The following is a 24712-nucleotide window of genomic DNA, read 5'->3' as shown; positions in this document are numbered from 1 at the left end:
CCTCAGGCCCGGCGGCGGGAGGCGCGCAGCACCGAGGTCCCGTAGACCAGGACCGGTGCCGCGAGCAGGCACAGCACCAGCGGCAGCACGCCCGGGCCGTCGTCGCCCGCCGTGCCGCCGGCCCCGGCGGGGACACCGCCGCGGGGCAGCGGGGTGCCGTCGTGGGTGGCGGCGGGCTGCGCGGCGCCGACCGGCAGGCCGGGGGTGTCGGTGATCGGGTGCACCGCGAGCGTCCCGCCGGGGCCGCCGGTCACCACGACGGTGGTGACCGACCCGCCGCCGACCGGGAGCTGCGCGGCCTTCGTCGCGGCTCCGGAGGACAGGCGCACGTCCCAGGTGCGGGCGGCGACGGTCGCGTACTCGGTGACGGCGCCGTAGCCGAGGTCGGTCGCCAGCCGGGGGCCGCCGACCGCGAGCGCCTGCAGCGGGGTGGCCGTCTCCGCGCCCTGGACGACCCGGACCCGGCCGGAGCCGGCGGCGGGCGCGGTCAGGTCGTCGGTGACGAGGTCGCCGCGGACCTGCCCGGAGCCGGTGTCGAAGAAGAACAGCGACTGCGCGGTGCCGGGCGCGATCTGCAGCCCGGCCGACAGCGGGGCGGGTGCGGACGGGTCGCTCCCGACCGGACGCATGGACACCGTGTAACGACCCGGGACGAGCCCCAGGTAGCCGGTGACGTCGCCGTAGGCGGCGTCGCGGGCGACGACCTGCTCGGTGGAACCGGCGCCCTCGGGGCCGGTGATCGTCGCGACGACGGCACCGGTCCCCGGCGACAGATGGCCCAGCCGCAGCTGCCCGACCGGCTGCGCCGCGCCCGCGACCGGCGAGAACGCCAGTCCCGCCGCGACCGCGAGCAGGATCGTGCCGACCAGAACGGCGAGCCGCCCACGCCCCTGCATCCCGCTCTCCCTCGCCCCGTGCCCGGCTCGGTCACCGGGTCCGCCGCATCGCAGGATGCAACGATCATGACGGGGCGAGGTTACCCACGATCAGGGCATGATCTCCACTTTCGTGACCCTGTGTGCCCGACCGCGGACGAGCGGTTCACGCGGCGGCGGTCAACCACGGCTCCCAGGCCGGCAACGGCTCCACGGCCAGCACCAGGACCCCGGCTCCGTTGCGGGCCGGCGGTGCCGGGGTGGTGCGCAGCGTCCAGCCGATCTCCTCGATCAGCCGGTCGGCCTTGCGGGAGTTGCACGCCTTGCAGGCGGCGACGCAGTTCTCCCAGCTGTGCGCCCCGCCGCGGCTGCGCGGGACGACGTGGTCGATCGTGTCGGCGCGTTTGGCGCAGTAGGCGCAGCGGCGGGCGTCGCGGCGCAGCACACCGGCCCGGGTCATGGGGACGACGCGGCGGTAGGGCACCCGGACGTAGCGGGACAGGCGCAGCACCGACGGGGCGGGGAGCGACAGGGACTCGGAGCGGAACTCCGCGCCCTCCAGCGCCTCCTGGAGGCATTCGGCCTTGCCGGAGAGCAGCAGGCAGATCGCGCGTTTGGACGTGACGACGGCCAGCGGTTCGAAGCTGGCGTTGAGGAGCAGGACCCGGGACCCCGCCGGGATGCGAGCCGTGGTCGGCGGCTCGGTCCCCGGTGCCGGGACGGGATCGTCGGGGAGCGGATCGACCGCTCTCAGGTCGCCAGGGACGATCATCTCGGCACCACTGGGGACGGGTTGTCGGTACGGCACGCGACCACCTCCGGAACGCACGAGGTCCGTGATGTAGTCGACCATACGGAAGCCCGGTTACGCGAGAGTGATGATGAGGCCTCCGGGACGTGACCGCGCGGCGCAGGCTCCCCGGGACCGCACACCGGACCGCCGGCACCGCACGACGGCCGTCCCGGACCGCGCGACCGCTCGTCAGGTCAGGACGACGGCCAGCACGCGCTCCCGTTCCGGGACGGCCGCGAGGGCGCCGGTGAGGTCGTCGGTGCGGGTGCGCCGCGGGTCCGCGAGTGCCACGACCGCGCCGGGCCGGGCCCGTCCGGGCGCCGGGCCGTCGCGCAGCGCGAGCGCCTCGGTGATCCGCCGGGCGTCGGTCTCCAGGCCGGGCCCGGCCGGCACCACCCGCGTCACGTCCGTCCCGGCCAGCAGCCGGATCCGGTCGACGAGCACCGGGTCCGCCGCGTCCAGCACCGCGACCGGGCCGCGGCCCGCCGCGGCGACGGCACGCAGCAGCGCCGCATGCGGGGTGGCCCGCCGCCGGGGCAGCAGCGCCGCCCCCGTCACGACGGCGACGACGATCCCCGCCGACAGCGCGAGCGCCGCGGCCAGCGTGGTCGAGGTGGCGACCGGGGTCACCGAGGCGCGGGGGTCGACCGGGACCAGGCGTCCGGCCGGGTCGAGGACGTCGGCCGCCACGACCTGGTCGGCGACGGCCTCGGCCAGCGCCGCCGCACGGGCCGGGTCGGGGTCACGCACCGAGATCCGCGCCAGCCCCGACGCCGGGACCAGCTCCACCGACACGGCGCGGCGCAGTTGCTCGGGGTCGGGGCCGCCGGGCACCGCGGCGGCCGCGCGGCCCAGCAGCGACGGCCCGGTGGCGATCTCGGGCAGTGCGGGCAGGGCCAGCGAGACGACCTCGCCGTAGCTGGTGGAGACCACCGGACGGGCCGTGTTCAGCGAGATCGTGGCGCCGACGTCCGGCCGGGCCACCAGCGTGACGGTGGCCTGCTCGGTGCCCGGCCCGAGCGCGACGGCCAGCAGCACCGCGACGGCCGTCGCGAGTCCCGCGAGCGCGGCGACCGCGCCGAGCCAGATCCGGCCGGGACCGCCGGTGCCCAGGGCGCGGGCGTCGCGCAGCAGCGCGTCGTAGCCGGCGGCCAGCGCGGCCGGGTCGTGCTCGGCGGCCACCCGGGCCCGGCCGGCCGCGGCCAGCACCTCGCGGCGGCGCGGGTCGGCCAGCCTGTTCAGCGCGGCGACGACGGCGGCCGGGGTCCCCGGCGGGACGAGCAGCCCGGCGGCGGGTGCGTCGCCGCGCGGGCCGAGCGCCTCGCGGACGCCGTCGACGTCGGTGGCGACCACCGGGAGCCCGGCGGCCATCGCCTCCAGGACGACCATCGGCAGGCCCTCCCAGTCGCTGGTCAGCACGGCGACGTCGGCGGCGGCGAGCAGGGTGGGCATGTCGTCGCGGGCCCCGAGGAACCGCACCCGGTCCCCCAGGTCCGCGGCCCGGTCCTCCAGGTCGGCGCGCAGCGGGCCGTCCCCGGCGAGGAGCAGCACCGGCCGGCCCGGCAGCGAGCGCCAGGCGTCGAGCAGCACGTCGTGGCGCTTCTGCGGGACCAGCCGGGCCGCGCACAGCGCGACACCGGCGTCGGCGGGCAGGTCGAGGGCGCGCCGGGCCTCGGCCCGGCCGGGCAGCACCGGCGGGGTGACGGCGTTGCGCAGAACCGCGATCCGGGTGTCGTGCAGGCCCGCGGCCCGCAGCCGGTCGGCGACCGCCGCGGACACCGCCACCACGACGTCGGCGGTGCGCGACAGCAGCCGGGCCGCGGCCGGGTAGTCGTCGGCGGCGACCCCGTGGAAGACCGTCACCAGCGTCGGGCTGCGGCGCCGGGTGTGCGCGGCGAGCCGGCAGACCAGACCGACCAGCACGTTGTGGGCGAGCACGACGTCCGGGCGGTGCCGCCGGACGGCGGCGGCCACGGCGAGGGCTCCGCGCAGGATCCCGGCCGGGGTGCGGCGCACCACCGGCATCGTCTCGGTGCGGTACCCCTGTGCGGCCAGCTCGTCGGCCCGCACCCCGCCCGAGGACAGGACCACGGTGTCCCAGCCGAGGCCGGTCCCGTGCCGGGCCAGGTCGGCGACGACGCGCTCCGCTCCCCCGGTCCCCATCTCGTTGACGACCTGCAGGACCTTCACCGGATCGCTCCCTCGCTGCGCAGGCCCACGGCGCAGGCCGCGGCTGTCAGTGCCCACAGGGGCATGTAGTACTGCTCGGACAGGAACGCCGAGGCGACGCAGACCGCGATCAGCGCGGTCTGCACCGCCAGCGGCAGCAGCCGACCGGGGCCGGGGCCGGCGGCCCGGACCGCCCGCTCGGCCGACCACAGCGCCACCGCGATCATCCCGACGAACCCGGCCAGACCGAGCACCCCGAGCTCGGCGGCGACCTCGACGTACATGTTGTGGGCGACCGGGGTCTGCTCCTCCAGCTCGGCGTTGTGCGAGGCCGCGAGGTAGTGCGAGCGGAACCCGCCGGGCCCGACGCCCAGCAGCGGGTGCTCGGGCAGCAGCGTGGCCGCCACCTCCCAGCGCAGCGCCCGGCTGTCGATGTTGGAGGCGGCGACCTGGTCCTTCTGGGACAGCGCGCGGCCGACGTCGTCACCGAAGGCCGCGACCAGCGCGACCCCGGCGACCACGACGGCGACGGCGGCCGCGACGAGCACCCGCGGCGCGATCGCCCCGCGCACCGCGAGCCACACCAGCGCGACGGCCAGCGCGATCATCCCGCCGCGGGACACGGTCACCGCCGCGCCCAGCACCAGCAGCACCAGCACCACCCCGACCAGGACCTGCGCGGCCCGGGGGGCGCGCACACGGCCGTCGCGGCGCGGGCGGCGCAGCCACAGCGCGAGCAGCAGCGGCACCGCCGAGACCAGCACGTAGGCCAGGTCGTTCGGGTCCTCCAGCGGCCCGGTCGCGCGCGGCGAGCCCTCGATGAGGAAGCTCCACAGGGCCCCGCTCGCGGCGACCGTCGCGCCGGTGACCGAGGCCCACACCGGGACCCGTACCGGGACCTCCCGGGAGCAGACGTCGATCAGCACCGTGACGGTGACCAGGAACGACACCCAGCGCTGGGCGTAGGTCATGGTGAAGGTGTCGCCGGCGTGCACCGCGGTCGAGGCGAGCACGGCCACGGCCAGGGCGGCCAGCGGCACGTGGACCGGGTGGAAGCGCGGCATCCGGAACGGGCGCAGCCGGGCGACCAGCCAGACCAGCACGAGCGTCGCCGCGGGGACCTTGGTGACGACGTCGTTGACGTCGAGCAGGTAGCCCTCGCAGGAGGCCACGCCGACGGTCAGGAACACCAGCCCCTGCAGCAGCCGGGCCGCCGGTGTGCGGGTGGCGACCTCGCGCACCAGCGGGGTGCCGGGCCGCGGACCGGTGTCCCGCAGGACCACCCCGGCCGGTGCGGTCTGCTGCACCATCCCCGCCTCCACCCGCCGTCCGAGACCCGTCCGTACGGCGGTGCATTCGGCCGTCCACCGGGGATCGTTACCCCCTGTGGCGGAGATCAACGACGCGGCGGCGTAACACCGGCGCCGCCCCGGTACGACGGTCATCCCAGCGACCCCGACAGAACGGACGACCATGGGCCACCACCGTCAGGAACGTCCGCGCTTCAGCTTCCTGTCGACCGCGTACCGCACCGAGCACGCGGTGTCGGGGATGATCGCGTCGGTGCTGGCCCAGACCGACCCGGACTGGGAGCTCGTCGTCGTCGACAACGGGATGTCCGACGAGATGGCCCGGATCGTCGGCTCCCACGCCGAGCGCGACGCGCGGATCGTGCTCGTCCGCCAGCCCAATCGGGGCGCCGCGGGCGGGATCAACCGCGCCTCGGCCGAGTCGTCGGGCCGCTACGTCACCCTGCTCAACTCCGACGACCAGGTGCTGCCCGACTTCTGCGCCCGGCTCGGCGACGTGCTCGACTCCCGCCCGGACCTCGCCGCCGTCACCTGCGACGCCTGGTTCACCGACGCCGCGACCGGGGAACGGCTGCCCGCCTCCTACCTGGAGAACGCCGGGGCGCCCGCACCGGACCCGGAGCACGTGCTGACCCTGCCCGAGCTCATCGAGGGGCCGTGCCCGTACTACACCGGGGCGGTGCGCCGGGAGGTGTGGGACGCCCACGGCCACGTCGACGACGCCGGGGTGACCGTCGCGGACCTGCACCTGTTCCTGCGGATCGTCGCGGCGGGCCACCGGATGGTGACCCTGCCCGAGCGCCTCGCGAGCTACACCCAGGCCCCGCAGTCGCTGTCGCGCGGCGGGCCCGCGGTGCTGGCCGTGGAGCAGGCCCGGGAGCGGGCGGTCCGCGCGGCCGCCGCGCACTCGGACGACCCGGCCGTGCCCGCCGCGCTGGAGCGGGAGCTGCGCCGGAGCAGGCACCGCCGCGGCGTCGTCGGGGCCCGGGTCGCGCTGTTCGAGGGCGACGTCCCGACCGCGCGGGCCCGGGTCCGGGCCGCGTTGCGGGAGCGGACCGACCCGCGGACCCTCGCCGTCGCCGCCGCGGTGCTGCTCGCGCCGGGGCCGACCCGCTGGGCCTACCGCCGCACCCGGGGCGGCTCCGGCGCGGCGCCGGTCGCCCCGGTCCGGGTCGCCGGCGCCGCGCGCTGAGCCCCGCTCGGCCGGTCCGGCACGACGCGCTCGTCGTCCGGCGTGGTCGGTGGTCGTGGACGGCACCTCGTGTCGCGGCGCAGCGCCGCCGCGGTCGGGCCGGACCGTCCCGCGGGTCACCCCCCGAGTGCGCCGATCACGTCCGCGAGGAGGTCGTCGGTGTCCTCGACACCGCAGGACAGCCGCACCAGACCGTCCGGCACCGCGTCGCCCCAGCGCGCCCGCCGGTCCGCGGCGGTGCGCAGCCCACCGAAGCTCGTCGCCGAGTCGACCAGCGTGGCGGCGGCCAGGAAGTCCGAGACGGCGTGGGTGTCGGCCAGGGTGAACCGCAGGATCCCGTTCCAGCGCCGCATCTGGGTCCGGGCGAGCACGTGCGACGGGTCGTCGGCCAGCCCGGGCCAGCGCACGTCGTGCACGCCCGGGGTCTCCCGCAGCGCGACGGCGAGCGCGCGGGCGTTCTCGGCCTGCCGGGCCAGCCGCAGGTCCAGGGTGCCGAGCCCGCGCAGCGCCAGCCAGGTCTCCATCGGCCCGGCGATCGCGCCGCCGCGGGTGCGGAAGGCGCGGACCCGCTCGTGGTGCACCGGGTCGGCCGCGGACACGTGCCCGAGCAGCAGGTCCCCGTGCCCGGACAGCGCCTTGGTGTCGCTGGCGACGACGAGGTCCGCCCCGAGCGCGAGCGGCTGCTGCCCGAGCGGGGTGCACGTGGTGTTGTCGACGGCGACGACCGCGCCGGCGGCGTGCGCGGCGGCGGCGACCGCGGCGACGTCGCAGACCTCCAGGCCGGGGTTCGACGGCGTCTCCAGCATCACCAGTGCGGGCCGGTGCCGGGCGATCGCCGAGGCCCAGTCGCCCGCGGTCGCGCAGTACGCGACCGGCACCCCGAGCGGGGCGAGCTCCTCGTCGGCGAGCAGGCGCGCGACGTAGTAGCCGTCGCTGGGCAGCAGCACGCCGCGCCCGGTACCGGCGAAGGCGCGCAGGACCGCGGCGACCGCGGCCATCCCGGACGGGAAGACCGTGCACGGCCCGCCGTCGAGCTCGCCGACGGCGGCCTCGAACTGCCGCCACGTCGGATTGTCCGCGCGGGCGTAGAAGTCCGCGCCCTGGTCGGCCTCCTCCGGGCGCCCGAGGTGGTACGTGCTGGTCAGCACCGGCCCGCGGTGCACCGGATCGCCGACGGCGTGGGCGTCGTTCTCCCCGCCGCGCACGCAGCGGGTGCCGTCTCCGAGCATGGGGTTCACTCCGGCTTCGGGGCCCGGGAGATCAGCTCCTTGGCCATCTGGTGGGCGGTCATGCCCTCGTGGCAGACGCGGCGCACCGCGTCGGCGATGGGCAGCTCCACCCCGGCGCGCTCACCGAGCTCGCAGATCGACAGGCAGGACTTCACGCCCTCGGCGACCTGGCCGTGGTTGGCCTTCTCCGCCTCGGCGAGACTCGCGCCGCGGCCGAGCTGCTCGCCGAACGTGCGGTTGCGCGACAGCGGGGAGCTGCACGTCGCCACCAGGTCGCCCATGCCGGCCAGGCCGGCGAAGGTCAGCGGCGAGGCACCGAGCGCCATCCCGAGCCGGGACATCTCGGCCAGCCCGCGGGTGATCAGCGACGCCCGCGAGTTGTCGCCCAGCCCCATCCCGGACGCGACGCCGACCGCCAGCGCGATCACGTTCTTGCCCGCCCCGCCCAGCTCCGCCCCGACGACGTCGGTGTTGGTGTAGGCGCGGAAGTAGCCGGTCGCACAGGCGGTCTGCAGCGCCACCGCGCGGTCGTGGTCCTCACACGCGATGACGGTGGCCGTCGGCTGCTCGTGGGCGATCTCCGCGGCCAGGTTCGGCCCGGACACGACGGCGAGCCGGTCCACCCCGACGCCGGTGACGTCGTCGATGACCTCGGTCATCCGCTTGAGCGTCCCCAGCTCGACGCCCTTGGCCAGGCTGGTGAGGGTGACCCCGGCCGGGACCAGGTCGCGCCAGCGCTCCAGGTTGTCGCGCAGCGACTGCGACGGCACCGCGAGGATCACCGCGTCGGCCCCGTCGAGGGCCTCGGCCGCGTCGTGGGTGGCCCGCAGCGTGTCCGGCAGCGCGACGTCGGACAGGTAGTCGGGGTTGCGCCGGTCGGCGTTGATCGCCTCGGCCACCTCCACCCGGCGGGCCCACAGCCGCACGTCGCGGCCGGCGTCGCCGAGGACCTTCGCGAACGCGGTGCCCCAGCTGCCCGCGCCGAGCACGGCGACGCGGTGGATCGAGTGCACGGGCTCGTTGACCGGACGCTCCCCGAACGACGGGGCCGGGGGGACGCTCATCGGCCCGCCTCGCTCTCCGGGCGGCGGCGGTAGAACTCCTCCGGCGCGTCCTCCTCGCGGACCTCGGCGAGCAGCTCCCGCACCCGGCCCATGATCAGGTCGGTGACCTCGCGCAGGACGTGGGCGTCCAGCGGGCGCCCGCGGTAGGCGCTCAGGTCCACCGGGTCCCCCGCGCGCAGCACGACGTCGGTGCGCGGCAGCGGGCGGAACTTCTTCTCGTAGCCGTCGAGGACCTCGCGGGTCCCCCAGTGCACCATCGGGATGACCGGCACGTCCGAGGCCAGCGCCATCCGCGCGACGCCGGTGCGCGAGCGCATCGGCCACCCGTCGGGGTCGCGGGTGATGGTGCCCTCCGGGTAGATGATGACGATCTTGCCGTCGGCCAGGGCCTGCGTCCCGGCGGCCAGGCTCTGCTGGGCGTCGGCGGAGTCGCGGTAGACCGGGATCTGCCCCGAGCCGCGCAGCACCTGCCCGAGCACCGGCACCTGCCACAGGCTGCTCTTGGCCAGGAACCGGGGCACCCGCCCCGCGCTGTGCACGTAGGTCCCGGTGTGGATCGGGTCCAGGTGCGAGATGTGGTTGCCGACCAGCAGCGCGCCGCCCCGGGCCGGGAGGTGCTCACGGCCCTGGTATCGCGGCCGGCCGGTGAGCCAGCCGATCGAGTAGAAGAACGGGACGGCGAAACCGACCCAGAATCCGCCCTTCTCGCGTGCCACCGGCGGCCTCCTCCTGCCCGCCTCGGTGGCGGGTCGTGGGGTCGTCGCGGATCGGGATGATCCGGATCTCGTCCGTGGAGTCTCCCCACAGAGGCCCCACGGTGTCACGCGGGGTGCCAGACTGGGGCCGTGACCCTGCGGGTGGACCTGGTCGTACCGGTGAAACCGCTGCCCCGCGCCAAGACCCGGCTGCGCGGTGCCGCCGACGGCGGGGTGGGTGATCTCGACGCGCACCAGCGGCTCGCGCTGGCCCTGGCCCGCGACACGGTGGCCGCCGCCGTCGCCGCGACGGCGGTCCGGCACGTGCTGGTGATCTCCTCGGACCCGGCGGTGGCGATGGAGGTCGGCGCGCTCGGCGCGGAGGTCGTCACCGACCCCGGCCGCCGGCTCAACGGCGCGCTGCGCCACGGTGCCGCGCTGCTGCGCTCGCGCGACCCGCACGCCGCGCTGGGAGCGCTGCAGGCCGACCTGCCCGCGCTGCGCCCGGCCGAGCTCGACGACGCCGTCGCCGCGGCCGCCGTGCTGTTCGCCGCCGGCGCGACCCGCGCCTTCCAGCCCGACGCCCCCGGCGAGGGCACAACGCTGCTGCTCGTCGCTCCGGGCCACGACCTCGACCCGCACTTCGGCCGCGGCTCGGCGGCCCGGCACAGCGCCTCCGGGGCACGCCCGCTGCCCGGTGTCCGTCCCGGTCTGCGCCGCGACGTCGACACCGCCGCCGACCTCGACGACGCCGTCGCCCTCGGGGTGGGGGTGTGGACCCGGGCCGTGGTCGACGCCCGGCACGGGCCGCCCGCCACACCTCACCCACCCGGATGTCCCCCGCCCGGTGACGCCGTCGCCCGACGGTGTGGCACACCACGTACGTGACATCGCCGGACAGGGCCGTGTCCGCGTGGACGGTTGCGGAGCGGTACGAAACAATTGCTACGTGAGTGACGACTCGGCGACCCCGGACGGACGGAACGGCACCTCCGCGCACCCGGGGGGCCGTCCCCGGACGGCGTCGCGCCGTGCCCCGCGTCCGGCATCGCGGCGGCTGCACACCGCGAGCCGCAGCGTCGCCGACCAGGCACCGGCCGCGGAGATCCCGTCCCAGCAGCACGTGCCGCCGGGACCCGCGGCGCCGCCCGCGCCGCCGGCCGCCGCGTCGTCGCAGGTCCAGGGGGCCGCTCCGATCGCGCCGCCCGCGGGGGCGACCACCCCGGCGTCGACGATGGCCGAGCTGCTCCCCGAGGACCGCTACCTCAACCGCGAGCTGTCCTGGCTCGACTTCAACGCCCGGGTGCTGGCCCTGGCCGAGGACTCCAGCCAGCCGCTGCTGGAGCGCGCGAAGTTCCTCGCGATCTTCGCCTCCAACCTCGACGAGTTCTACATGGTCCGGGTCGCGGGTCTGAAGCGCCGCGACGAGACCGGCCTGTCCGTGCGCAGCGCCGACGGGCTGACCCCGCGCCAGCAGCTGGCCCGGATCACCGAGCGGAGCCGCGCGCTGTCGCGGGCGCACGCCGAGGTGTTCATGGACGAGCTGCTCCCCGAGCTCGACGCGGCCGGCGTCCACCTGCGCAGCTGGGAGGACCTGACCGACGCCGAGCGCCTGCGGCTGTCGGACTACTTCACCGAGACGGTGTTCCCGGTGCTCACCCCGCTCGCGGTGGACCCGGCGCACCCGTTCCCCTACATCTCCGGGCTGTCGCTCAACCTCGCGGTGACCGTCCGCGACCCCGAGGGCAGGACCGAGCGGTTCGCCCGGGTCAAGGTGCCGAACAACGTGCCGCGTCTGGTGTCGGTCGACCCGCCGGACACCGACACCCGCGCCGGGAACCGGCAGTGCACGTTCCTGCCGATCGAGGACCTCATCTCCGCGCACCTCGGCGACCTGTTCAACGGCATGGAGGTCACCGAGGTCCACCCGTTCCGCGTCACGCGCAACGCCGACCTCGAGGTCGAGGAGGACCGCGACGAGGACCTCCTGCAGGCCCTGGAGCGCGAGCTGGCCCGGCGCCGGTTCGGTCCGCCGGTCCGCCTCGAGGTGCTCGACACGATGTCCGAGCACGTGCTGGAGCTGCTGCTGCGCGAGCTCGACGTCGACCCGAACGACGTCGTCACCGTCCCCGGGCTGCTCGACCTCACCGGTCTGTGGCAGGTGCACGGGGTCAACCGTCCCGACCTGAAGGACGAGCCGTTCCGCCCCGCCACGCACCCGGCCTTCGCCGAGCGGGAGACCCCGCGCAGCGTGTTCGCGACCCTGCGCGAGGGCGACGTGCTGGTGCACCACCCCTACGACTCGTTCTCGACGTCGGTGCAGCGCTTCATCGAGCAGGCCGCCGCCGACCCGAACGTGCTCGCGATCAAGCAGACCCTCTACCGCACCTCCGGCGACTCCCCGATCGTCAACGCCCTGATCGACGCCGCCGAGGCGGGCAAGCAGGTCGTCGCCCTGGTCGAGATCAAGGCCCGGTTCGACGAGCAGGCCAACATCCGCTGGGCACGCGAGCTGGAGAAGGCCGGCGTGCACGTCGTCTACGGCCTGGTGGGGCTCAAGACGCACTGCAAGACCTGCCTGGTCGTGCGCCAGGAGGGGTCGGAGATCCGCCGCTACTGCCACATCGGCACCGGCAACTACAACCCGAAGACCGCGCGGCTCTACGAGGACGTCGGCGTGCTCACCGCCGACCCGACCATCGGCGCGGACCTCACCGACCTGTTCAACTCCCTCACCGGCTACTCGCGCCAGACCTCCTACCGGAGCCTGCTCGTCGCGCCGTACGGGATCCGCCGCGGCATCGTCCGCCGCATCGACGACGAGATCGAGGCGCACCTGTCCGGCGAAGCCGGCGCGCGGGTGCAGATCAAGGCGAACTCGCTGGTCGACGAGGCCATCATCGACGCCTGCTACCGGGCGTCGCAGGCGGGCGTGCCGGTCGACATCGTGGTGCGCGGCATCTGCGCGATCGTCCCCGGCCGACCCGGGCTGAGCGAGAACATCACCGTCCGGTCGATCCTCGGGCCGTTCCTGGAGCACTCCCGGGTGCTGCACTTCGGCTCGGCCGACGAGTACTGGATCGGCTCGGCGGACATGATGCACCGCAACCTGGACCGCCGGGTCGAGGTCATGCTGCGGGTCGCCGACCCGAAGCTGGCCGACCAGCTCGGCGCGATGTTCGACTCCTGCCTGGACCCGGCGACGCGCTGCTGGACGCTCGGGCCGGACGGGACCTGGTCGCCGTCGCCCGCGCCGGGCTCGGAGAACATCCGGGTCCGCGACCACCAGGTCGAGATGATGAACTCCCGCCGCGGCAGCAGCGAGGACTGATGCTGTCCGCACAGCTCCGGACCGACGGCGCCGAGATCGATCCGGCGGGCATCGCCGACGTCGTCGCGGCCGGGACGGTGCCGTGGCGCCGCGCGGACGACGGCACCGTCGAGGTGGCCCTGGTCCACCGCCCCCGCTACGACGACTGGTCCTGGCCCAAGGGGCACCAGGACCCGGGCGAGGCGCTGACCCTGACCGCGCTGCGCGAGACCGCCGAGGAGGCGCACCTGGGGTGCCGCCTCGGCGCCCGGCTCGGCCACACCGCGTACGCCGTGCCCGGCAAGGGCCAGAAGGTCGTGCACTACTGGGCGGCCGAGGCCGTCCGCGACCACGGCTTCTCCGTCACCGACGAGACCGACGACCTGCGCTGGCTGTCCCGCGACGAGGCCGCCGCGCTCCTCACCCGCCCGACCGACGCCGACCTGCTGGACCGGCTCGACCGGGTGGGGCCGCCGTCGTCGACGGTGGTGCTCGTGCGCCACGCCAAGGCGGGGAGCCGGACCGCCTGGGAGGGCGACGACGACCTGCGCCCCCTGTCCGGTACCGGGTTCACCCAGGCCGACCGGCTCGCGGACTTCCTCGACCGCTTCGGCCCGGACCGGCTCGCGACCGCCCCGCCGTTGCGGTGCGGCCAGACGATCGAGCCGTACGCCCAGGCGTCCGGCGCGGGCGAACCGGACGTGGAGCCGCTGCTCGGCGAGCACGGCTACTGGGTCTCCCCCGCCGACGGCCTGGCCCGCTTCCGCACCCTCGCGGCGCAGCCCGGCGTGACGCTGCTGTGCAGCCAGGGCGGGGTCATCCCGGACGTCGTCGGGCACCTGCTCGCCGCCGCGGGCCGGTCCCCCGACCCCGACCTGCCCTCGCACAAGGCCAGCACCTGGGTCCTGGGCTTCGACGACGACGGCGCCCTGCTGTCGGCCGACTACTACCGCCGCCCGCCCTCCTGACCCGCCTCGCCGCTCAGCGCCTCCCTGCCGCGCCCACCGAACCGCTTGCGCCGCACCTCGGACGCCGTCCGCACACCACCCCGCCGGCCTGTCGTTCCGTGTACTCGTCGCTCGGGCGCGCAGCCGCTCCCCGCGCCCCGCACCCGACGTCCCGCTCCCGGTCGTCGATCAGTACCTGAGAGCTGTTCGGCCCCGGGTCGGCAGCACTGGTGCACTGGTCGACCGGAGCCGGGGCGGTGTGCCGTTCCCGCGGCGGCGTGTGCGATCGCGAACGGGTCCACTGGTTCCGGCCCGCCGGGCGCGGGCCGGGGCGCAGGGTGCGCGGGTGGAGGAGCCGTTCCGGGGGGGCGGAGGCCGTCGCGCGCGGGATCGTCACGCCGGCGCGGCTGCGCGGTGGCGCGGCTACTTCTCCGCAGCGGCCTTCCGTCGGGCCGGCTTCTTCGCCGAGGCGGCCGCCTTCTTCGGGGCAGCCGCCTTCTTCACCGGAGCGGCCGCGGCGGCCGGAGCGCCCGCGGTGTCCGGCGGGATCGTCTTGCGGGTCGCGGTGCTGCGACCGGTGCCCGTCGCGGCTCGCTCGGTACGGCGGGGGGCGCTGGTCGCGTTCGCGGCGGCGGCCTCGCTGGCGGCCACCCGCTCCTTGAAGGCGGCGCCGGGCCGGAACGACGGCACCACGGTCTCCCCGACGGGCACCGTCTCCCCGGTCCGCGGGTTGCGGGCGGTGCGCGGCGCGCGTCGTCGCGGCTCGAACACCCCGAACCCGGTCAGGGTGACGGTCTCACCACGGCCGACGGCGTCCACGATCACCTCGACCATCGCGTCGACGGCCGACGTGGCGGCACGACGGTCTCCGAGCCGGGCGGTCAGCGCATCGACGAGCTGAGCCTTGTTCATGGTCACGAAAGGTAAGGCTGCGCCCTGCCGCGCACCAGATCCCGGCGCGAGTCCAGGTCGCATACCATCCGTCAGTACAGGGCCGAACGGGTGATCACCACGACATCTGTCGGAGCATGGTGACCACCCGTGTTCGGATCAGGCCAGAGTGCGTGGCATCCGGGCGGGCCGGGTTCCCTCGAACGCGGTGATGTCCCCCTCGTGCCGCAGGGTCAGTCCGATGTCGTCGAGACCCTCGCGCAGCCGCCACCGGGCGTAGTCGTCGATCTCGAACGGCACGGTCAGGTCGCCGGCCTGCACGGTCTTCTCACCCAGGTCCACGGTGATCTCGGTGCCGGGCTCGGTCTCGAGCTTCTTCCAGATCAGCTCGACGTCGGGCTGGGCGACCTCGGCGGCCACCAGCCCTGCCTTCGCCGAGTTGCCGCGGAAGATGTCGGCGAACCGCGACGAGATGACGACCCGGAAGCCGTAGTCCATCAGCGCCCAGACCGCGTGCTCGCGCGAGGAGCCGGTGCCGAAGTCCGGGCCCGCGACGAGCACCGACCCCCGGTCGAAGGGCTCGTTGTTGAGCACGAAGGACGGGTCGTCGCGCCAGGCGGAGAACAGGCCGTCCTCGAAGCCGGTGCGGGTGACCCGCTTGAGGTAGACGGCCGGGATGATCTGGTCGGTGTCCACGTTGGACCAGCGCAGCGGCACGCCGATCCCGGTGTGGGTGTCGAACTTCTCCATCAGTCCAGGTCCTCCGGGCTGCTCAGCGTGCCGCGCACGGCGGTCGCGGCGGCGACCAGCGGCGACACCAGGTGGGTACGGCCGCCCTTGCCCTGCCGCCCCTCGAAGTTGCGGTTCGAGGTGGACGCGCAGCGCTCACCGGGCGCGAGCTGGTCGGGGTTCATCCCCAGGCACATCGAGCAGCCCGCGGAGCGCCACTCGGCACCCGCGGAGGTGAAGACCTTGTCCAGGCCCTCCTCCTCGGCCTGGAAGCGCACCCGCATCGACCCCGGGACGACGAGCATCCGCACGCCCTTCGCGACCGAGCGCCCGTCGAGCACCTCCGCGACCGAGCGCAGGTCCTCGATCCGGCCGTTGGTGCAGGAGCCGACGAACACCGCGTCGACGGGCACCTCCCGCAGCGGGGTCCCACCGGTGAGGCCCATGTAGGACAGAGCCTTCTCCACGGCGGCGCGCTCGCCGTCGTCGGAGATGGCGGCCGGGTCGGGCACGGATTCGCCCAGCGGCAGGCCCTGACCGGGGTTGGTGCCCCAGGTGACGAACGGGGTGAGCTCGTCGGCGTCGATCCGCACGACCCGGTCGAACTCGGCGCCGTCGTCGGTGCGCAGGGACCGCCAGTCGGCGACGGCGGCGTCCCAGTCGTCGCCGGCCGGGGCGTGGTCGCGGCCCTCGAGGTAGGCGAAGGTCGTCTCGTCCGGGGCGATCATGCCCGCACGGGCACCGGCCTCGATCGACATGTTGCAGATCGTCATCCGGGCCTCCATCGAGAGGTTCTCGATGACGTTGCCCCGGTACTCCAGCACGTGGCCCTGCCCGCCGCCGGTCCCGATCCGCGCGATCACGGCGAGGATGACGTCCTTGGAGGTGACCCCCGGGCGCAGCGTGCCGTCGGCGCTGGTCACCTCGATCGCCATCGTCCGGAACGGCTTGAGCGGCAGCGTCTGGGTGGCGAGCACGTGCTCGACCTCGGAGGTGCCGATGCCGAAGGCCATCGCGCCGAACGCGCCGTGGGTGGAGGTGTGGGAGTCCCCGCAGACCACCGTGGTGCCCGGCTGGGTCAGCCCCAGCTGCGGCCCGACCACGTGCACGATCCCCTGCTCGGGGTCGTTCATCGGGTGCAGGCGGACGCCGAACTCCTCGCAGTTGCGACGTAGGGTCTCCACCTGGGTCCGCGAGACCTCGTCCGCGATCGGGGCGAGGACGTCGAGGGTCGGGACGTTGTGGTCCTCGGTGGCGATGGTGAGGTCCGGACGGCGCACCGGACGGCCCGCGAGCCGGAGCCCGTCGAACGCCTGCGGGCTCGTGACCTCGTGCACCAGGTGCAGGTCGATGTAGAGCAGGTCGGGCTCGTCGCCCTCGCCCTTGCGGACGAGGTGCCGGTCCCAGACCTTCTCGGCCAGCGTGCGCGGCTTCTCTGCGGTGGTCACGCCCGCCTCCTCTGTGATCTGATCGCGGTGGACTTCCCAGATCGTGGGAAGCTAGTATCGGAACGTGGGACAGTCTAGCGGGATCGGCGTGCTCGACAAGGCCGTGGGGGTTCTCCGGGCGACGGCGGAGGGGCCGTGCGGCCTGGCGGAACTCTGTGAGCGCACCGGCCTGCCCCGGGCCACGGCCCACCGGCTCGCCGTCGGGCTCGAGGCGCACGGGATGCTGCTGCGCACACCGGACGGGCGCTGGCACCCGGGCCCGACCCTCGGCCAGCTCGCGGGCGGGCGACCGGACCCGCTGCTCGACGCCGCGGCCGCCGTCCTGCCCCGGCTGCGCGACATCACCGGCGAGAGCGTCCAGCTCTACCGGCGCGACGGGATCCACCGGATCTGCATCGCGCACGCCGAGCCGCCGTCCGGCCTGCGGGACACCGTGCCCGTCGGGTCCCGGCTGCCGATGACCGCGGGCTCCGGGGCGAAGGTGCTCGCCGCCTGGTGCGACCCGGCCACGCAGCGGCTCGTCCTCGCCGACGCGAGCTTCTCCGAGCGCGTGCTCGTCGACGTCCGCCGCCGCGGCTGGGCACAGAGCGTCGCCGAACGTGAGGCCGGGGTGGCGTCGGTGTCGGCCCCGGTGCGCGACGCGTCGGGCCAGGTCGTCGCCGCCGTCTCGGTGTCCGGGCCGGTGGACCGGATCGGGCGCCGTCCGGGGGTCCGCTGGGCAGCCGACCTGCTCGCCGCGGCGGACGCGTTGCAGCACCGGCTCACCTGATCGGCCCCTGCCTGCGGTTGATCGGCCCCTGCCTGCGGTACCGACGCGACTGAGGTGACGGTTCCGGTCTCCACTACCGTGTGGAGGTCCGGCACCGGGCCGGACCCTTCGGACATGGTCGGCACACCGGGGAGACGATGGGTTACCTGCTGGGCATCGACGTCGGCACCACCCGCACCGCGGCTGCGGTCATCGGCTCCGGCACCGTCGAGATGGTCACACTCGGTGATCACTCGGTCGACATCCCGTCCGTGGTGTACGTGGCGCCCGACGGCGGTCTGCTGTTCGGCGAGGCCGCCGAGCGCCGCGCGCTGACCGAGCCGGACCGCGTCGCCCGCGAGTTCAAGCGGCGTATCGGCGATCCCACGCCGATCCCGCTCGGCGAGCAGTCCTTCGCCCCCGAGCAGCTGTCCGCGCTGCTGGCCGAGCACGTCGTCGACGTCGTCGCGCGCACCGAGGGCGGCGCGCCCGAACGCATCGCGGTGACCCACCCGGCGTCCTGGGGCACGCACAAGTGCGACCTGTTCGCCGCGGCCCTCGCCGAGCGCGGCCTGACCGTCACCTTCCTCACCGAGCCGCAGGCCGCCGCGCTGCACTACGCGACGAACGAGCGGGTCGAGCCCGGCGCGACCGTCGCCGTCTACGACCTGGGCGGCGGGACCTTCGACGCCGCCGTCGTGCGCAAGGAGGCCGCGGGCGGCGGGTTCACGCTGCTCGGCAGGCCCGAGGGCGTCGAGCAGCTCGGTGGCGCCGACTTCGACCAGGCCGTCGTCGACCACGTGCGCGACGCCGTCCCGGCCGCCTTCGAGGGGCTCGACGAGACCGACCCGAACGTCCTGTCCGCGATGGCCCGGCTGCGCCGCGACTGCCGCGAGGCCAAGGAGGGCCTGTCGGCCGACACCGAGGTCTCGATCCCGGTGTGGCTCGGCGAGGTCCGCACGACGGTGCGCCTGCACCGCAGCGACTTCGAGGAGCGCATCCGGCCCCGGCTGGAGGAGTCGGTCGAGGCGCTGCAGCGGGCGATCGCCTCGGCCGGGCTGGCCGCGTCCGGGCCGTCGGTGGTGCTGCTCGTGGGCGGGTCCTCGCGGGTCCCGCTGGTCGCCGAGCTCGTCTCCACCGGGCTCGGGCGTCCCGTGCAGGTCGACGCGGACCCGAAGAACACCATCGCGAAGGGCGCCGTCGTCGCGCTCGGGCCGGCCGACCCGGTCCCCGGCACCGGCTCGGGCGGGTTCGGCGCGGTGGCGGCGAGCAGCGGTCCCGCGCTCGCCCCCGACCCCGGCCCGCTGCCCTGGGAGAACCCGGACCCGGTCACCGATCGGATGCCGACCGGCGGCACGACCCAGCTCGACGGCGACCGCACCGCCTACCTCGAGGGCGCCCGCGCCGACCCGCCCACCGACCGCATCCCCGTCGTGCCGCCGATGGGCTACGACCAGACCGCCGTGCACGGCTACGGCGGGTACGGCGGCTACGACGACGGGGAGACCACCGTCGCCCCCGGGCCCGCACCCGTCCGCCGCTCCCCCGCACTGCTCATCGGCGCCGGCGGGGTCGTCGCGGCGCTGGCCGTGCTGGGCACGGTGTTCTTCTGGCCGCAGGACCGCACGATCAGCAATGCGACCCCCGAGCTGCCGGCGGTACCGACGACGACCCAGGCCCCGCCCCCGACGACCGACGAGCAGGAGCCGGTGCGCGAGCCGGAACGGACCCGGGACCGGCCGACCGAGGTCGCTCCGACGACGACCGACGCCCCGGCCCCCGCACCGCCACCGGTGGTGACCACGACGCCGGCCCCGGCCCCGACGACGACGCCCATCCCGACCACTACTGCATCGACAACGACATCAGTCGATGTTCCCGCTCCGGGCAGTCCGGGTGGTGCAGAGGGCGGGAATCCTCCAGCCGTGCCCTGAGGATCCGACGCCATCGACGCCGCCTCCGCCGGACAGCTCGACATTTGTGCCGCCGGAGGGAAACCGGGTTCCGCCGGGCACTTGACCCTGAGACCCGCCGTTCGATCCGGGTCGCCGAGCCGTCGTACACGCGACGGCGCATCGCTGGCTCACCGCTCCGGCCCGGGCTGCGAGCATGGTCACCACGGCTGAGGGCTCCGGTGCCGAATGTGGCACCGGAGCCCTCTCCCGAGGCGATCACCGAATCGCACCGAGAAGGCCGGAAGAAGGCTCCCGGGGGTGCATCCGGGCTGTGCACTGAGGATCCCCGGACACGACGAAGGCCCCGCTCCGTGGAGCGGGGCCTTCGTGGAGTAGTCCCGACGGGATTTGAACCCGCGCTACCGCCTTGAGAGGGCGGCGTCCTAGGCCGCTAGACGACGGGACCAGGACATTCGGCTCGATCTCGATTGCGGACACCCTGCGAGGGAGTCCGTGGTAGTCCCGACGGGATTTGAACCCGCGCTACCGCCTTGAGAGGGCGGCGTCCTAGGCCGCTAGACGACGGGACCTTGGACGAGACCGTGCCGATTGTCAGAAATCATCATTCCGAGGAACTCGTGATTTCCGCTGGGGTACCAGGACTCGAACCTAGACTAACTGAACCAGAATCAGTCGTGCTGCCAATTACACCATACCCCATCGAAAAGCGGGCCCCGTTCCGGAGCGAGGCCCGCTCTCCGTTGATGTAGGTACTCTAACCCATGCCCTGGGAGCGTCTGACACCGGCCCCCAGGCGGGCGAGCGACCGCTCGCGGCCCAGCAGCTCCATGCTCTCGTAGAGCGGCGGGGACACCGTGCGGCCGCTGATGGCGACGCGGACGGGGGCGAACGCCTTCCGCGGCTTGAGCTCCAGACCGTCCACGAGCGAGGTCTTGAGCGACTCCTCGATCGCGGCGGCCGACCACTCCGGCAGGTCCGTGAGCCCGGCGACGGCGGCCTCCAGTACCGGGGCCGCGTCGGCGCCCAGGTTCTTCGCGGCGGCGTCGTCGTCGGGGGTGAAGGTGTCCTCGTCGCGGAAGAGGAAGGCCAGCATCCGGGCCGCGTCCGACAGCACCTGGCTGCGCTCCTGCACCAGCGGCGCGGCAGCGGCGAGCACCGAGCGGTCGGGGTCGGTGATCCCCTCGGCGGCGAGGTGGGGCACGACGCGCTCGGCGAAGTCGTCGGGGGCGAGCAGGCGCAGGTGTGCGGCGTTGATCGCCTCGGCCTTCTTCAGGTCGAAGCGGGCGGCGTTGCTCGACACCCGGGACACGTCGAAAGCGGCGACCATCTCGTCGAGGGAGAACACGTCGCGGTCCTCGGCGATCGACCAGCCGAGCAGCGCGAGGTAGTTGAGCAGCCCCTCCGGCACGAACCCGCGGTCGCGGTAGTGGAACAGGTTCGACTGCGGGTCCCGCTTGGACAGCTTGCGGTTGCCCTCACCGGTGACCAGCGGGAGGTGGGCGTAGGTGAAGGGGCCGTGGCCGATGCCGACCCGGGCCAGCGCCTCCAGCAGCGCGATCTGCCGCGGGGTGGAGGCCAGCAGGTCCTCCCCGCGCAGGACGTGCGTGATCTCCATCAGCGCGTCGTCGACCGGGTTGGTCAGCGGGTAGAGCGGGGTGCCGTCGCCGCGGGCCAGCACGAAGTCGGGCACCTGCCCGGCCCGGAACGTGATCTCGCCGCGGACGAGGTCGGTGAAGGTGATGTCGTGGTCGGGCATGCGCAGCCGGTAGACCGGGGCGCGGCCCTCGGCCCGGAACGCGGCGCGCTGGTCCTCGGTGAGGTCGCGGTCGGCGTTGTCGTAGCCGAGCTTGGGGTCACGGCCCGCGGCGCGGTGCCGGGCCTCGATCTCCTCGGCGCTGGAGAACGACTCGTAGACCTCGCCGGCGTCGATCAGCCGGTGCAGGGCGTCGGCGTAGACCGCGCCGCGTTCGCTCTGCCGGTACGGCCCGTGCGGGCCGCCCTTCTCGACGCCCTCGTCCCAGTCGAGGCCGAGCCACTCCAGCGCGTCGAGCAGGGCCCGGTAGGACTCGTCGGAGTCGCGGGAGGCGTCGGTGTCCTCGATCCGGAACACCAGGGCCCCGCCGTGGTGGCGGGCGTGGGCCCAGTTGAACAGGGCGGTGCGGATGAGGCCGACGTGCGGGGTACCGGTGGGCGACGGGGAGAACCGCACCCGGACCTGGGCTGGAGTACTCATGGTCGGTCCAGCGTATCGACCCCGTACGGAGGGGTGGTGCACGCGGGCGCCGGATGGACCATGGTGGACGGCAGTCGCGACGCACCGGAGCGTCGCGGGACGAGGCGAGGAGGAACCCCGTGTTCCAGCTGACCGCTCTGTACAACCACCCCGAGGACGCCGCCGCGTTCGACCGGCACTACGACACCGTGCACGCCCCGCTGGCGAAGAAGATCCCCGGTGTGCAGCGGTTCACCGTCTCCCGGCCCGCGCCGGGACCGGACGGGGCGCAGCCGCCGTACCACCTCGTGGCGGTGCTGGAGTTCCCCGACGCGGCGGCGTTCCAGTCCGGGATGGGCGGCGCCGAGGGACAGGCCGCCGTGGCCGACCTCGACAACTTCGCCGGCGCCGGCGTGACCCTGCTGACCGGTCCGTCGAACCAGGTCTGACCCGCCCGCACACGACGACGGGGTGGCCCCGGAGATCCGGTGCCACCCCGTCGGTGTGTGCGTGGGTCAGTTGGTGGCGACCTCACGGCTCGACACGAGCGCGGCGAGCCGGTCCCCGATCGACGAGGTGTTGCCCGTCGCCGCGTGGTCCCGGGTGGCCAGGTCGAACGCGACCGCGGCCTCGATCCGGCGGGCCGAGTCACGCTGGCCCATGTGGTCGAGCAGCAGCGCGACCGAGAGCACGGCGGCCGTCGGGTCGGCGATGCCCTGGCCCGCGATGTCCGGGGCGGAGCCGTGCACCGGCTCGAACATCGACGGGTTGGTACGGCTGGCGTCGATGTTGCCGCTGGCCGCCAGGCCGATGCCGCCGGTGACCGCCGCCGCGAGGTCGGTGAGGATGTCGCCGAACAGGTTGTCGGTGACGATCACGTCGTACCGGCCCGGGTCGGTGACCAGGTGGATCGTGGTCGAGTCGACGTGCTGGTAGGCCACCGAGACCTCGGGGTACTCCAGCGACACCTCCTCGACGATCCGCGACCACAGCGCACCGGCGAAGGTCAGGACGTTGGTCTTGTGGACCAGCGTCAGGTGCTTCTTCGGCCGCCGCTGGGCACGGGCGAACGCGTCGCGCACGACACGGTCGATGCCGAACGCGGTGTTCTGGCTGACCTCGGTCGCGATCTCGTGCGGGGTGTCCTTGCGGAGCAGGCCGCCGGTGCCGACGTACGGCCCCTCGGTCCCCTCGCGCACGACCACCAGGTCGATCTCCGGGTTGCCGGCCAGCGGGCCGCGCACCCCCGGGTAGAGCCGCGCGGGGCGCAGGTTCACGTGGTGGTCCAGCTCGAAGCGCAGACGCAGGAGCAGGCCGCGCTCGAGGATGCCGCTGGGCACCGACGGGTCGCCGACCGCGCCCAGCAGGATCGCGTCGTGCTGCTTGATCTCGGTCAGCACCGTCTCCGGGAGCAGCTCGCCCGTGGAGTGCCAGCGGGCGGCACCGAGGTCGTACTCGGTCGTCTCCACGTCGCGGGCGACCTCGCCCAGGACCTTGAGTGCCTCGTTGATCACTTCCGGGCCGATGCCGTCACCGGGGATGACCGCAAGGCGCATGACCTCGTCCTCTCGTCGTACTGCTGGCCGCACGCTACCGCCTGCCGACGCAGGGTCATCGTTCGGCCACCCGGTGGGGTGGTCCCGTCCGGGTGACGCGTGCGCCGCACGCGGTCGGAGTACCCGCGACACGCGGCCGTTCCGGGGACTCCGGTCCGTTCCGAGGGGTGGGACGGCCGCCGCGGCCGTCACCCGTCCGGAGGGCGGTGGGGAAGAAGCACGACGACGGCGTCGTTGCCCCGGACGTGCCCACGCCCGACCGCCCGCTGCGTCGCCTCGGCTTCCTCACCATCGGTTCCTTCGACGGCGACGACCCCCGCCCCGGACACGAGACGACCCTGGAGATGATCGCCCTCGGCGAGCGTCTGGGCTTTGACTCGGCCTTCGTCCGGCACCGTCACCTGCAGTTCGGCATCTCCTCGCCGGTCGCGGTGCTCGCCGCGGCGACCCAGCGGACCACGCGGATCGAGCTCGGGACGGCCGTGGTCCCGCTGGGCTGGGAGAACCCGCTGCGCCTCGCCGAGGACCTCGCGACGGTCGACGTGCTCTCCGGCGGCCGGCTGAACCCGGGCGTCTCGGTCGGGCCGCCGATGCAGTGGGAGCACGTGCGGGACGCGCTCTACCCGGACACCGCCGACGTCGAGGACTTCGGCCGCGAGCGGGTGTCGCGGCTGCTGCGCCTGGTGCGCGGGGAGCGGGCGAGCACCTTCTCCGGGACGGTCGGGATCGAGTCGTTCTCCGAGCGGGTGCAGCCGCACTCCCCCGGTCTGGCCGGGCGGATGTGGTACGGCGCGGGCAGCGACTCCTCCGCCGTGTGGGCCGCGGGGCAGGGCCTGAACCTGCTGACGAGCAACGTCGTGCGCTCCGGCGGGGAGACCGACTTCGCCACGATCCAGTCCCGGCAGATCCGGGCGTACCGCGAGGCGAACCCCGCCGGGCGCGTGTCGCAGGGCCTGGTCGTCGTCCCGACCGACTCGGCGACGCCCGCCCAGCGCGAGCGCTACGCCGCCTACGCCCGCGAGCGCGACGCCCGGGTCGGCGTCCCGCAGGGCCCGGCCGGTCTGCTGTTCGCCCGCGACCTGGTCGGCTCCTCCGCCGAGATCGCCGAACGGCTGTGGGCCGACGCCGGGTTCCGCGAGGTCGACGAGGCGGTGTTCGCGCTGCCGTTCGGCTTCCCGCACGACGACTACGTCCAGATCGTCACCGACATCGCCGGCGCGCTCGGACCCGCGCTGGGCTGGGCGCCGCGCGGCTGACCCGGCCCCCGCGGCGCGGCCGCGCCGGGCTCAGTGCCCGGCGCGGGGCAGCGCCCGGCGGGCCCGCACCCGGCCCGGGGCCTCGATCACCGCGACGAGCGCGGCGAGGACGACGAGCATGCCGGGGCCGATCGTCATCGTCGCCGACGGCGGCCCGGTCACGATCGCCATCACCGACACGACGTAGGGCACGGTCAGCGACAGCCCGGTGACGAAACCGACGCCGAGCAGCACCAGGCACCCCACACCGACCGTCGTGCCCGCCAGTACCAGTGCCCGCAGCCAGCTCACCGGGTCCCCCTCCGCTCGTGGCGAGCAGACACGATCCCACGAGCGGCCGGGTCCGCGCAGCCGTTTCCCGCAGTGCGGGAC

The 24712-nt window shown here is 74.7% G+C and carries 21 protein-coding genes and 3 tRNA genes; 8 read left to right on the top strand and 16 right to left on the bottom strand.

Going from position 1 to position 24712, the window contains the following annotated elements:
* Nucleotides 1-2: 2 nt before the first annotated feature.
* The 4 genes from KPF22_RS08285 to KPF22_RS08270 form a co-directional block, all read right to left on the bottom strand.
* Nucleotides 3-896 carry a DUF4397 domain-containing protein gene (locus KPF22_RS08285; protein ID WP_208819707.1) on the bottom strand — a complete coding sequence of 298 codons (894 nt, stop codon included), beginning with the start codon at nt 894-896 and terminating at the stop codon, nt 3-5.
* A 145-nt stretch (nt 897-1041) separates the two neighbouring features.
* Nucleotides 1042-1647: an HNH endonuclease gene (locus tag KPF22_RS08280; RefSeq protein WP_083474296.1), complete on the bottom strand. Its 606-nt coding sequence runs from the start codon at nt 1645-1647 to the stop codon at nt 1042-1044.
* A 210-nt stretch (nt 1648-1857) separates the two neighbouring features.
* Nucleotides 1858-3858, bottom strand: a complete 2001-nt coding sequence (locus tag KPF22_RS08275; protein WP_224401636.1) for a glycosyltransferase family 4 protein — start codon at nt 3856-3858, stop codon at nt 1858-1860.
* On the bottom strand, nt 3855-5147 hold the full coding sequence (locus tag KPF22_RS08270) for an O-antigen ligase (protein WP_224401635.1): 1293 nt from the start codon (nt 5145-5147) through the stop codon (nt 3855-3857). The genes KPF22_RS08275 and KPF22_RS08270 overlap by 4 nt, the downstream gene beginning before the upstream one ends.
* A gap of 163 nt (nt 5148-5310) precedes the next feature.
* On the opposite strand from KPF22_RS08270, the gene KPF22_RS08265 reads away from it, so the two are divergent.
* Nucleotides 5311-6339 (top strand): glycosyltransferase family A protein, encoded by a 1029-nt coding sequence (locus KPF22_RS08265; protein ID WP_208819703.1) that lies wholly within the window; start codon nt 5311-5313, stop codon nt 6337-6339.
* A 116-nt stretch (nt 6340-6455) separates the two neighbouring features.
* On the opposite strand, the gene KPF22_RS08260 is transcribed toward KPF22_RS08265, so the two are convergent.
* Genes KPF22_RS08260 through KPF22_RS08250 form a run of 3 tightly spaced genes read right to left on the bottom strand, consistent with a single transcriptional unit; the run spans nt 6456 to nt 9348 of the window.
* On the bottom strand, nt 6456-7568 hold the full coding sequence (locus tag KPF22_RS08260) for a cystathionine gamma-lyase (protein WP_208819701.1): 1113 nt from the start codon (nt 7566-7568) through the stop codon (nt 6456-6458).
* Nucleotides 7569-7573: 5 nt separating this feature from the next.
* Complete coding sequence (locus KPF22_RS08255; protein WP_178376295.1) at nt 7574-8632, bottom strand: NAD(P)H-dependent glycerol-3-phosphate dehydrogenase; 1059 nt, start codon at nt 8630-8632, stop codon at nt 7574-7576.
* Nucleotides 8629-9348 (bottom strand): 1-acyl-sn-glycerol-3-phosphate acyltransferase, encoded by a 720-nt coding sequence (locus KPF22_RS08250; protein ID WP_208819699.1) that lies wholly within the window; start codon nt 9346-9348, stop codon nt 8629-8631. The genes KPF22_RS08255 and KPF22_RS08250 overlap by 4 nt, the downstream gene beginning before the upstream one ends.
* Nucleotides 9349-9483: 135 nt before the next feature.
* On the opposite strand from KPF22_RS08250, the gene cofC reads away from it, so the two are divergent.
* From cofC to KPF22_RS08235, 3 genes are all read left to right on the top strand, one after another.
* A complete protein-coding gene (gene cofC / locus KPF22_RS08245) occupies nt 9484-10215 on the top strand; it encodes a 2-phospho-L-lactate guanylyltransferase (RefSeq protein ID WP_208819804.1) in 732 nt (243 codons plus the stop codon).
* 61 nt (nt 10216-10276) lie between these two features.
* Nucleotides 10277-12658 (top strand): RNA degradosome polyphosphate kinase, encoded by a 2382-nt coding sequence (locus tag KPF22_RS08240; protein ID WP_224401634.1) that lies wholly within the window; start codon nt 10277-10279, stop codon nt 12656-12658.
* On the top strand, nt 12658-13605 hold the full coding sequence (locus KPF22_RS08235; RefSeq protein WP_224401633.1) for an NUDIX hydrolase: 948 nt from the start codon (nt 12658-12660) through the stop codon (nt 13603-13605). The genes KPF22_RS08240 and KPF22_RS08235 overlap by 1 nt, the downstream gene beginning before the upstream one ends.
* Before the next feature lie 402 nt (nt 13606-14007).
* Here KPF22_RS08235 and KPF22_RS08230 read toward each other — a convergent pair whose 3' ends face one another.
* From KPF22_RS08230 to leuC, 3 genes are all read right to left on the bottom strand, one after another.
* Entirely contained in the window at nt 14008-14496 is a 489-nt protein-coding gene (locus KPF22_RS08230) for an HU family DNA-binding protein (protein WP_208819695.1), read from the bottom strand.
* A 138-nt stretch (nt 14497-14634) separates the two neighbouring features.
* A complete protein-coding gene (leuD, locus tag KPF22_RS08225) occupies nt 14635-15225 on the bottom strand; it encodes a 3-isopropylmalate dehydratase small subunit (protein WP_178376291.1) in 591 nt (196 codons plus the stop codon).
* Nucleotides 15225-16652, bottom strand: coding sequence for a 3-isopropylmalate dehydratase large subunit (gene leuC / locus KPF22_RS08220; protein ID WP_208819693.1), 1428 nt, complete (start codon nt 16650-16652; stop codon nt 15225-15227). Before leuC ends, leuD begins: the two co-directional genes overlap by 1 nt.
* A gap of 64 nt (nt 16653-16716) precedes the next feature.
* Here leuC and KPF22_RS08215 point away from each other — a divergent pair, with 64 nt between their 5' ends.
* Together KPF22_RS08215 and KPF22_RS08210 are read left to right on the top strand one after the other, a co-directional pair.
* Nucleotides 16717-17421, top strand: coding sequence for an IclR family transcriptional regulator (locus tag KPF22_RS08215; RefSeq protein ID WP_208819692.1), 705 nt, complete (start codon nt 16717-16719; stop codon nt 17419-17421).
* Nucleotides 17422-17558: 137 nt separating this feature from the next.
* The gene (locus KPF22_RS08210) at nt 17559-19334 is read left to right on the top strand and encodes an Hsp70 family protein (protein WP_224401632.1); all 1776 of its coding nucleotides are present in this window, start codon (nt 17559-17561) and stop codon (nt 19332-19334) included.
* Nucleotides 19335-19688: 354 nt separating this feature from the next.
* On the opposite strand, the gene KPF22_RS08205 is transcribed toward KPF22_RS08210, so the two are convergent.
* From KPF22_RS08205 to gltX, 4 genes are all read right to left on the bottom strand, one after another.
* Nucleotides 19689-19761, bottom strand: a tRNA-Glu gene (locus KPF22_RS08205).
* Nucleotides 19762-19809: 48 nt separating this feature from the next.
* Nucleotides 19810-19885, bottom strand: a tRNA-Glu gene (locus KPF22_RS08200).
* A 58-nt stretch (nt 19886-19943) separates the two neighbouring features.
* A tRNA-Gln gene (locus KPF22_RS08195) sits at nt 19944-20015 on the bottom strand.
* Nucleotides 20016-20070: 55 nt separating this feature from the next.
* Complete coding sequence (gene gltX, locus KPF22_RS08190) at nt 20071-21549, bottom strand: glutamate--tRNA ligase (protein ID WP_208819688.1); 1479 nt, start codon at nt 21547-21549, stop codon at nt 20071-20073.
* 119 nt (nt 21550-21668) lie between these two features.
* On the opposite strand from gltX, the gene KPF22_RS08185 reads away from it, so the two are divergent.
* Complete coding sequence (locus KPF22_RS08185) at nt 21669-21977, top strand: EthD family reductase (protein WP_062397145.1); 309 nt, start codon at nt 21669-21671, stop codon at nt 21975-21977.
* A 66-nt stretch (nt 21978-22043) separates the two neighbouring features.
* Here the strand turns inward: KPF22_RS08185 and KPF22_RS08180 are convergent, their stop codons facing one another.
* On the bottom strand, nt 22044-23084 hold the full coding sequence (locus tag KPF22_RS08180; RefSeq protein ID WP_062397147.1) for a 3-isopropylmalate dehydrogenase: 1041 nt from the start codon (nt 23082-23084) through the stop codon (nt 22044-22046).
* A gap of 245 nt (nt 23085-23329) precedes the next feature.
* Here KPF22_RS08180 and KPF22_RS08175 point away from each other — a divergent pair, with 245 nt between their 5' ends.
* Nucleotides 23330-24340 (top strand): LLM class flavin-dependent oxidoreductase, encoded by a 1011-nt coding sequence (locus KPF22_RS08175; RefSeq protein WP_224402398.1) that lies wholly within the window; start codon nt 23330-23332, stop codon nt 24338-24340.
* Between the two features lie 30 nt (nt 24341-24370).
* Here the strand turns inward: KPF22_RS08175 and KPF22_RS08170 are convergent, their stop codons facing one another.
* Nucleotides 24371-24631: a hypothetical protein gene (locus KPF22_RS08170; RefSeq protein WP_224402440.1), complete on the bottom strand. Its 261-nt coding sequence runs from the start codon at nt 24629-24631 to the stop codon at nt 24371-24373.
* Nucleotides 24632-24712: the final 81 nt, after the last annotated feature.

The sequence above is a fragment of the Pseudonocardia sp. ICBG1034 genome, from assembly GCF_020131375.1.
In the GTDB taxonomy this organism is placed as follows: domain Bacteria; phylum Actinomycetota; class Actinomycetes; order Mycobacteriales; family Pseudonocardiaceae; genus Pseudonocardia; species Pseudonocardia alni.
Note: the sequence above shows the minus strand (reverse complement) of the source record. Positions and strands in the feature narration are given on the sequence as shown.

Bases quoted from the DNA above. Each gene is read 5' to 3' on its own strand.
- KPF22_RS08285 (WP_208819707.1), bottom strand. From the start codon at position 896: ATGCAGGGGCGTGGGCGGCTCGCCGTTCTGGTCGGCACGATCCTGCTC.
- KPF22_RS08280 (WP_083474296.1), bottom strand. From the start codon at position 1,647: ATGATCGTCCCTGGCGACCTGAGAGCGGTCGATCCGCTCCCCGACGAT.
- KPF22_RS08270 (WP_224401635.1), bottom strand. From the start codon at position 5,147: ATGGTGCAGCAGACCGCACCGGCCGGGGTGGTCCTGCGGGACACCGGT.
- KPF22_RS08265 (WP_208819703.1), top strand. From the start codon at position 5,311: ATGGGCCACCACCGTCAGGAACGTCCGCGCTTCAGCTTCCTGTCGACC.
- KPF22_RS08260 (WP_208819701.1), bottom strand. From the start codon at position 7,568: ATGCTCGGAGACGGCACCCGCTGCGTGCGCGGCGGGGAGAACGACGCC.
- KPF22_RS08255 (WP_178376295.1), bottom strand. From the start codon at position 8,632: ATGAGCGTCCCCCCGGCCCCGTCGTTCGGGGAGCGTCCGGTCAACGAG.
- KPF22_RS08235 (WP_224401633.1), top strand. From the start codon at position 12,658: ATGCTGTCCGCACAGCTCCGGACCGACGGCGCCGAGATCGATCCGGCG.
- KPF22_RS08230 (WP_208819695.1), bottom strand. From the start codon at position 14,496: ATGAACAAGGCTCAGCTCGTCGATGCGCTGACCGCCCGGCTCGGAGAC.
- leuD (WP_178376291.1), bottom strand. From the start codon at position 15,225: ATGGAGAAGTTCGACACCCACACCGGGATCGGCGTGCCGCTGCGCTGG.
- KPF22_RS08210 (WP_224401632.1), top strand. From the start codon at position 17,559: ATGGGTTACCTGCTGGGCATCGACGTCGGCACCACCCGCACCGCGGCT.
- gltX (WP_208819688.1), bottom strand. From the start codon at position 21,549: ATGAGTACTCCAGCCCAGGTCCGGGTGCGGTTCTCCCCGTCGCCCACC.
- KPF22_RS08180 (WP_062397147.1), bottom strand. From the start codon at position 23,084: ATGCGCCTTGCGGTCATCCCCGGTGACGGCATCGGCCCGGAAGTGATC.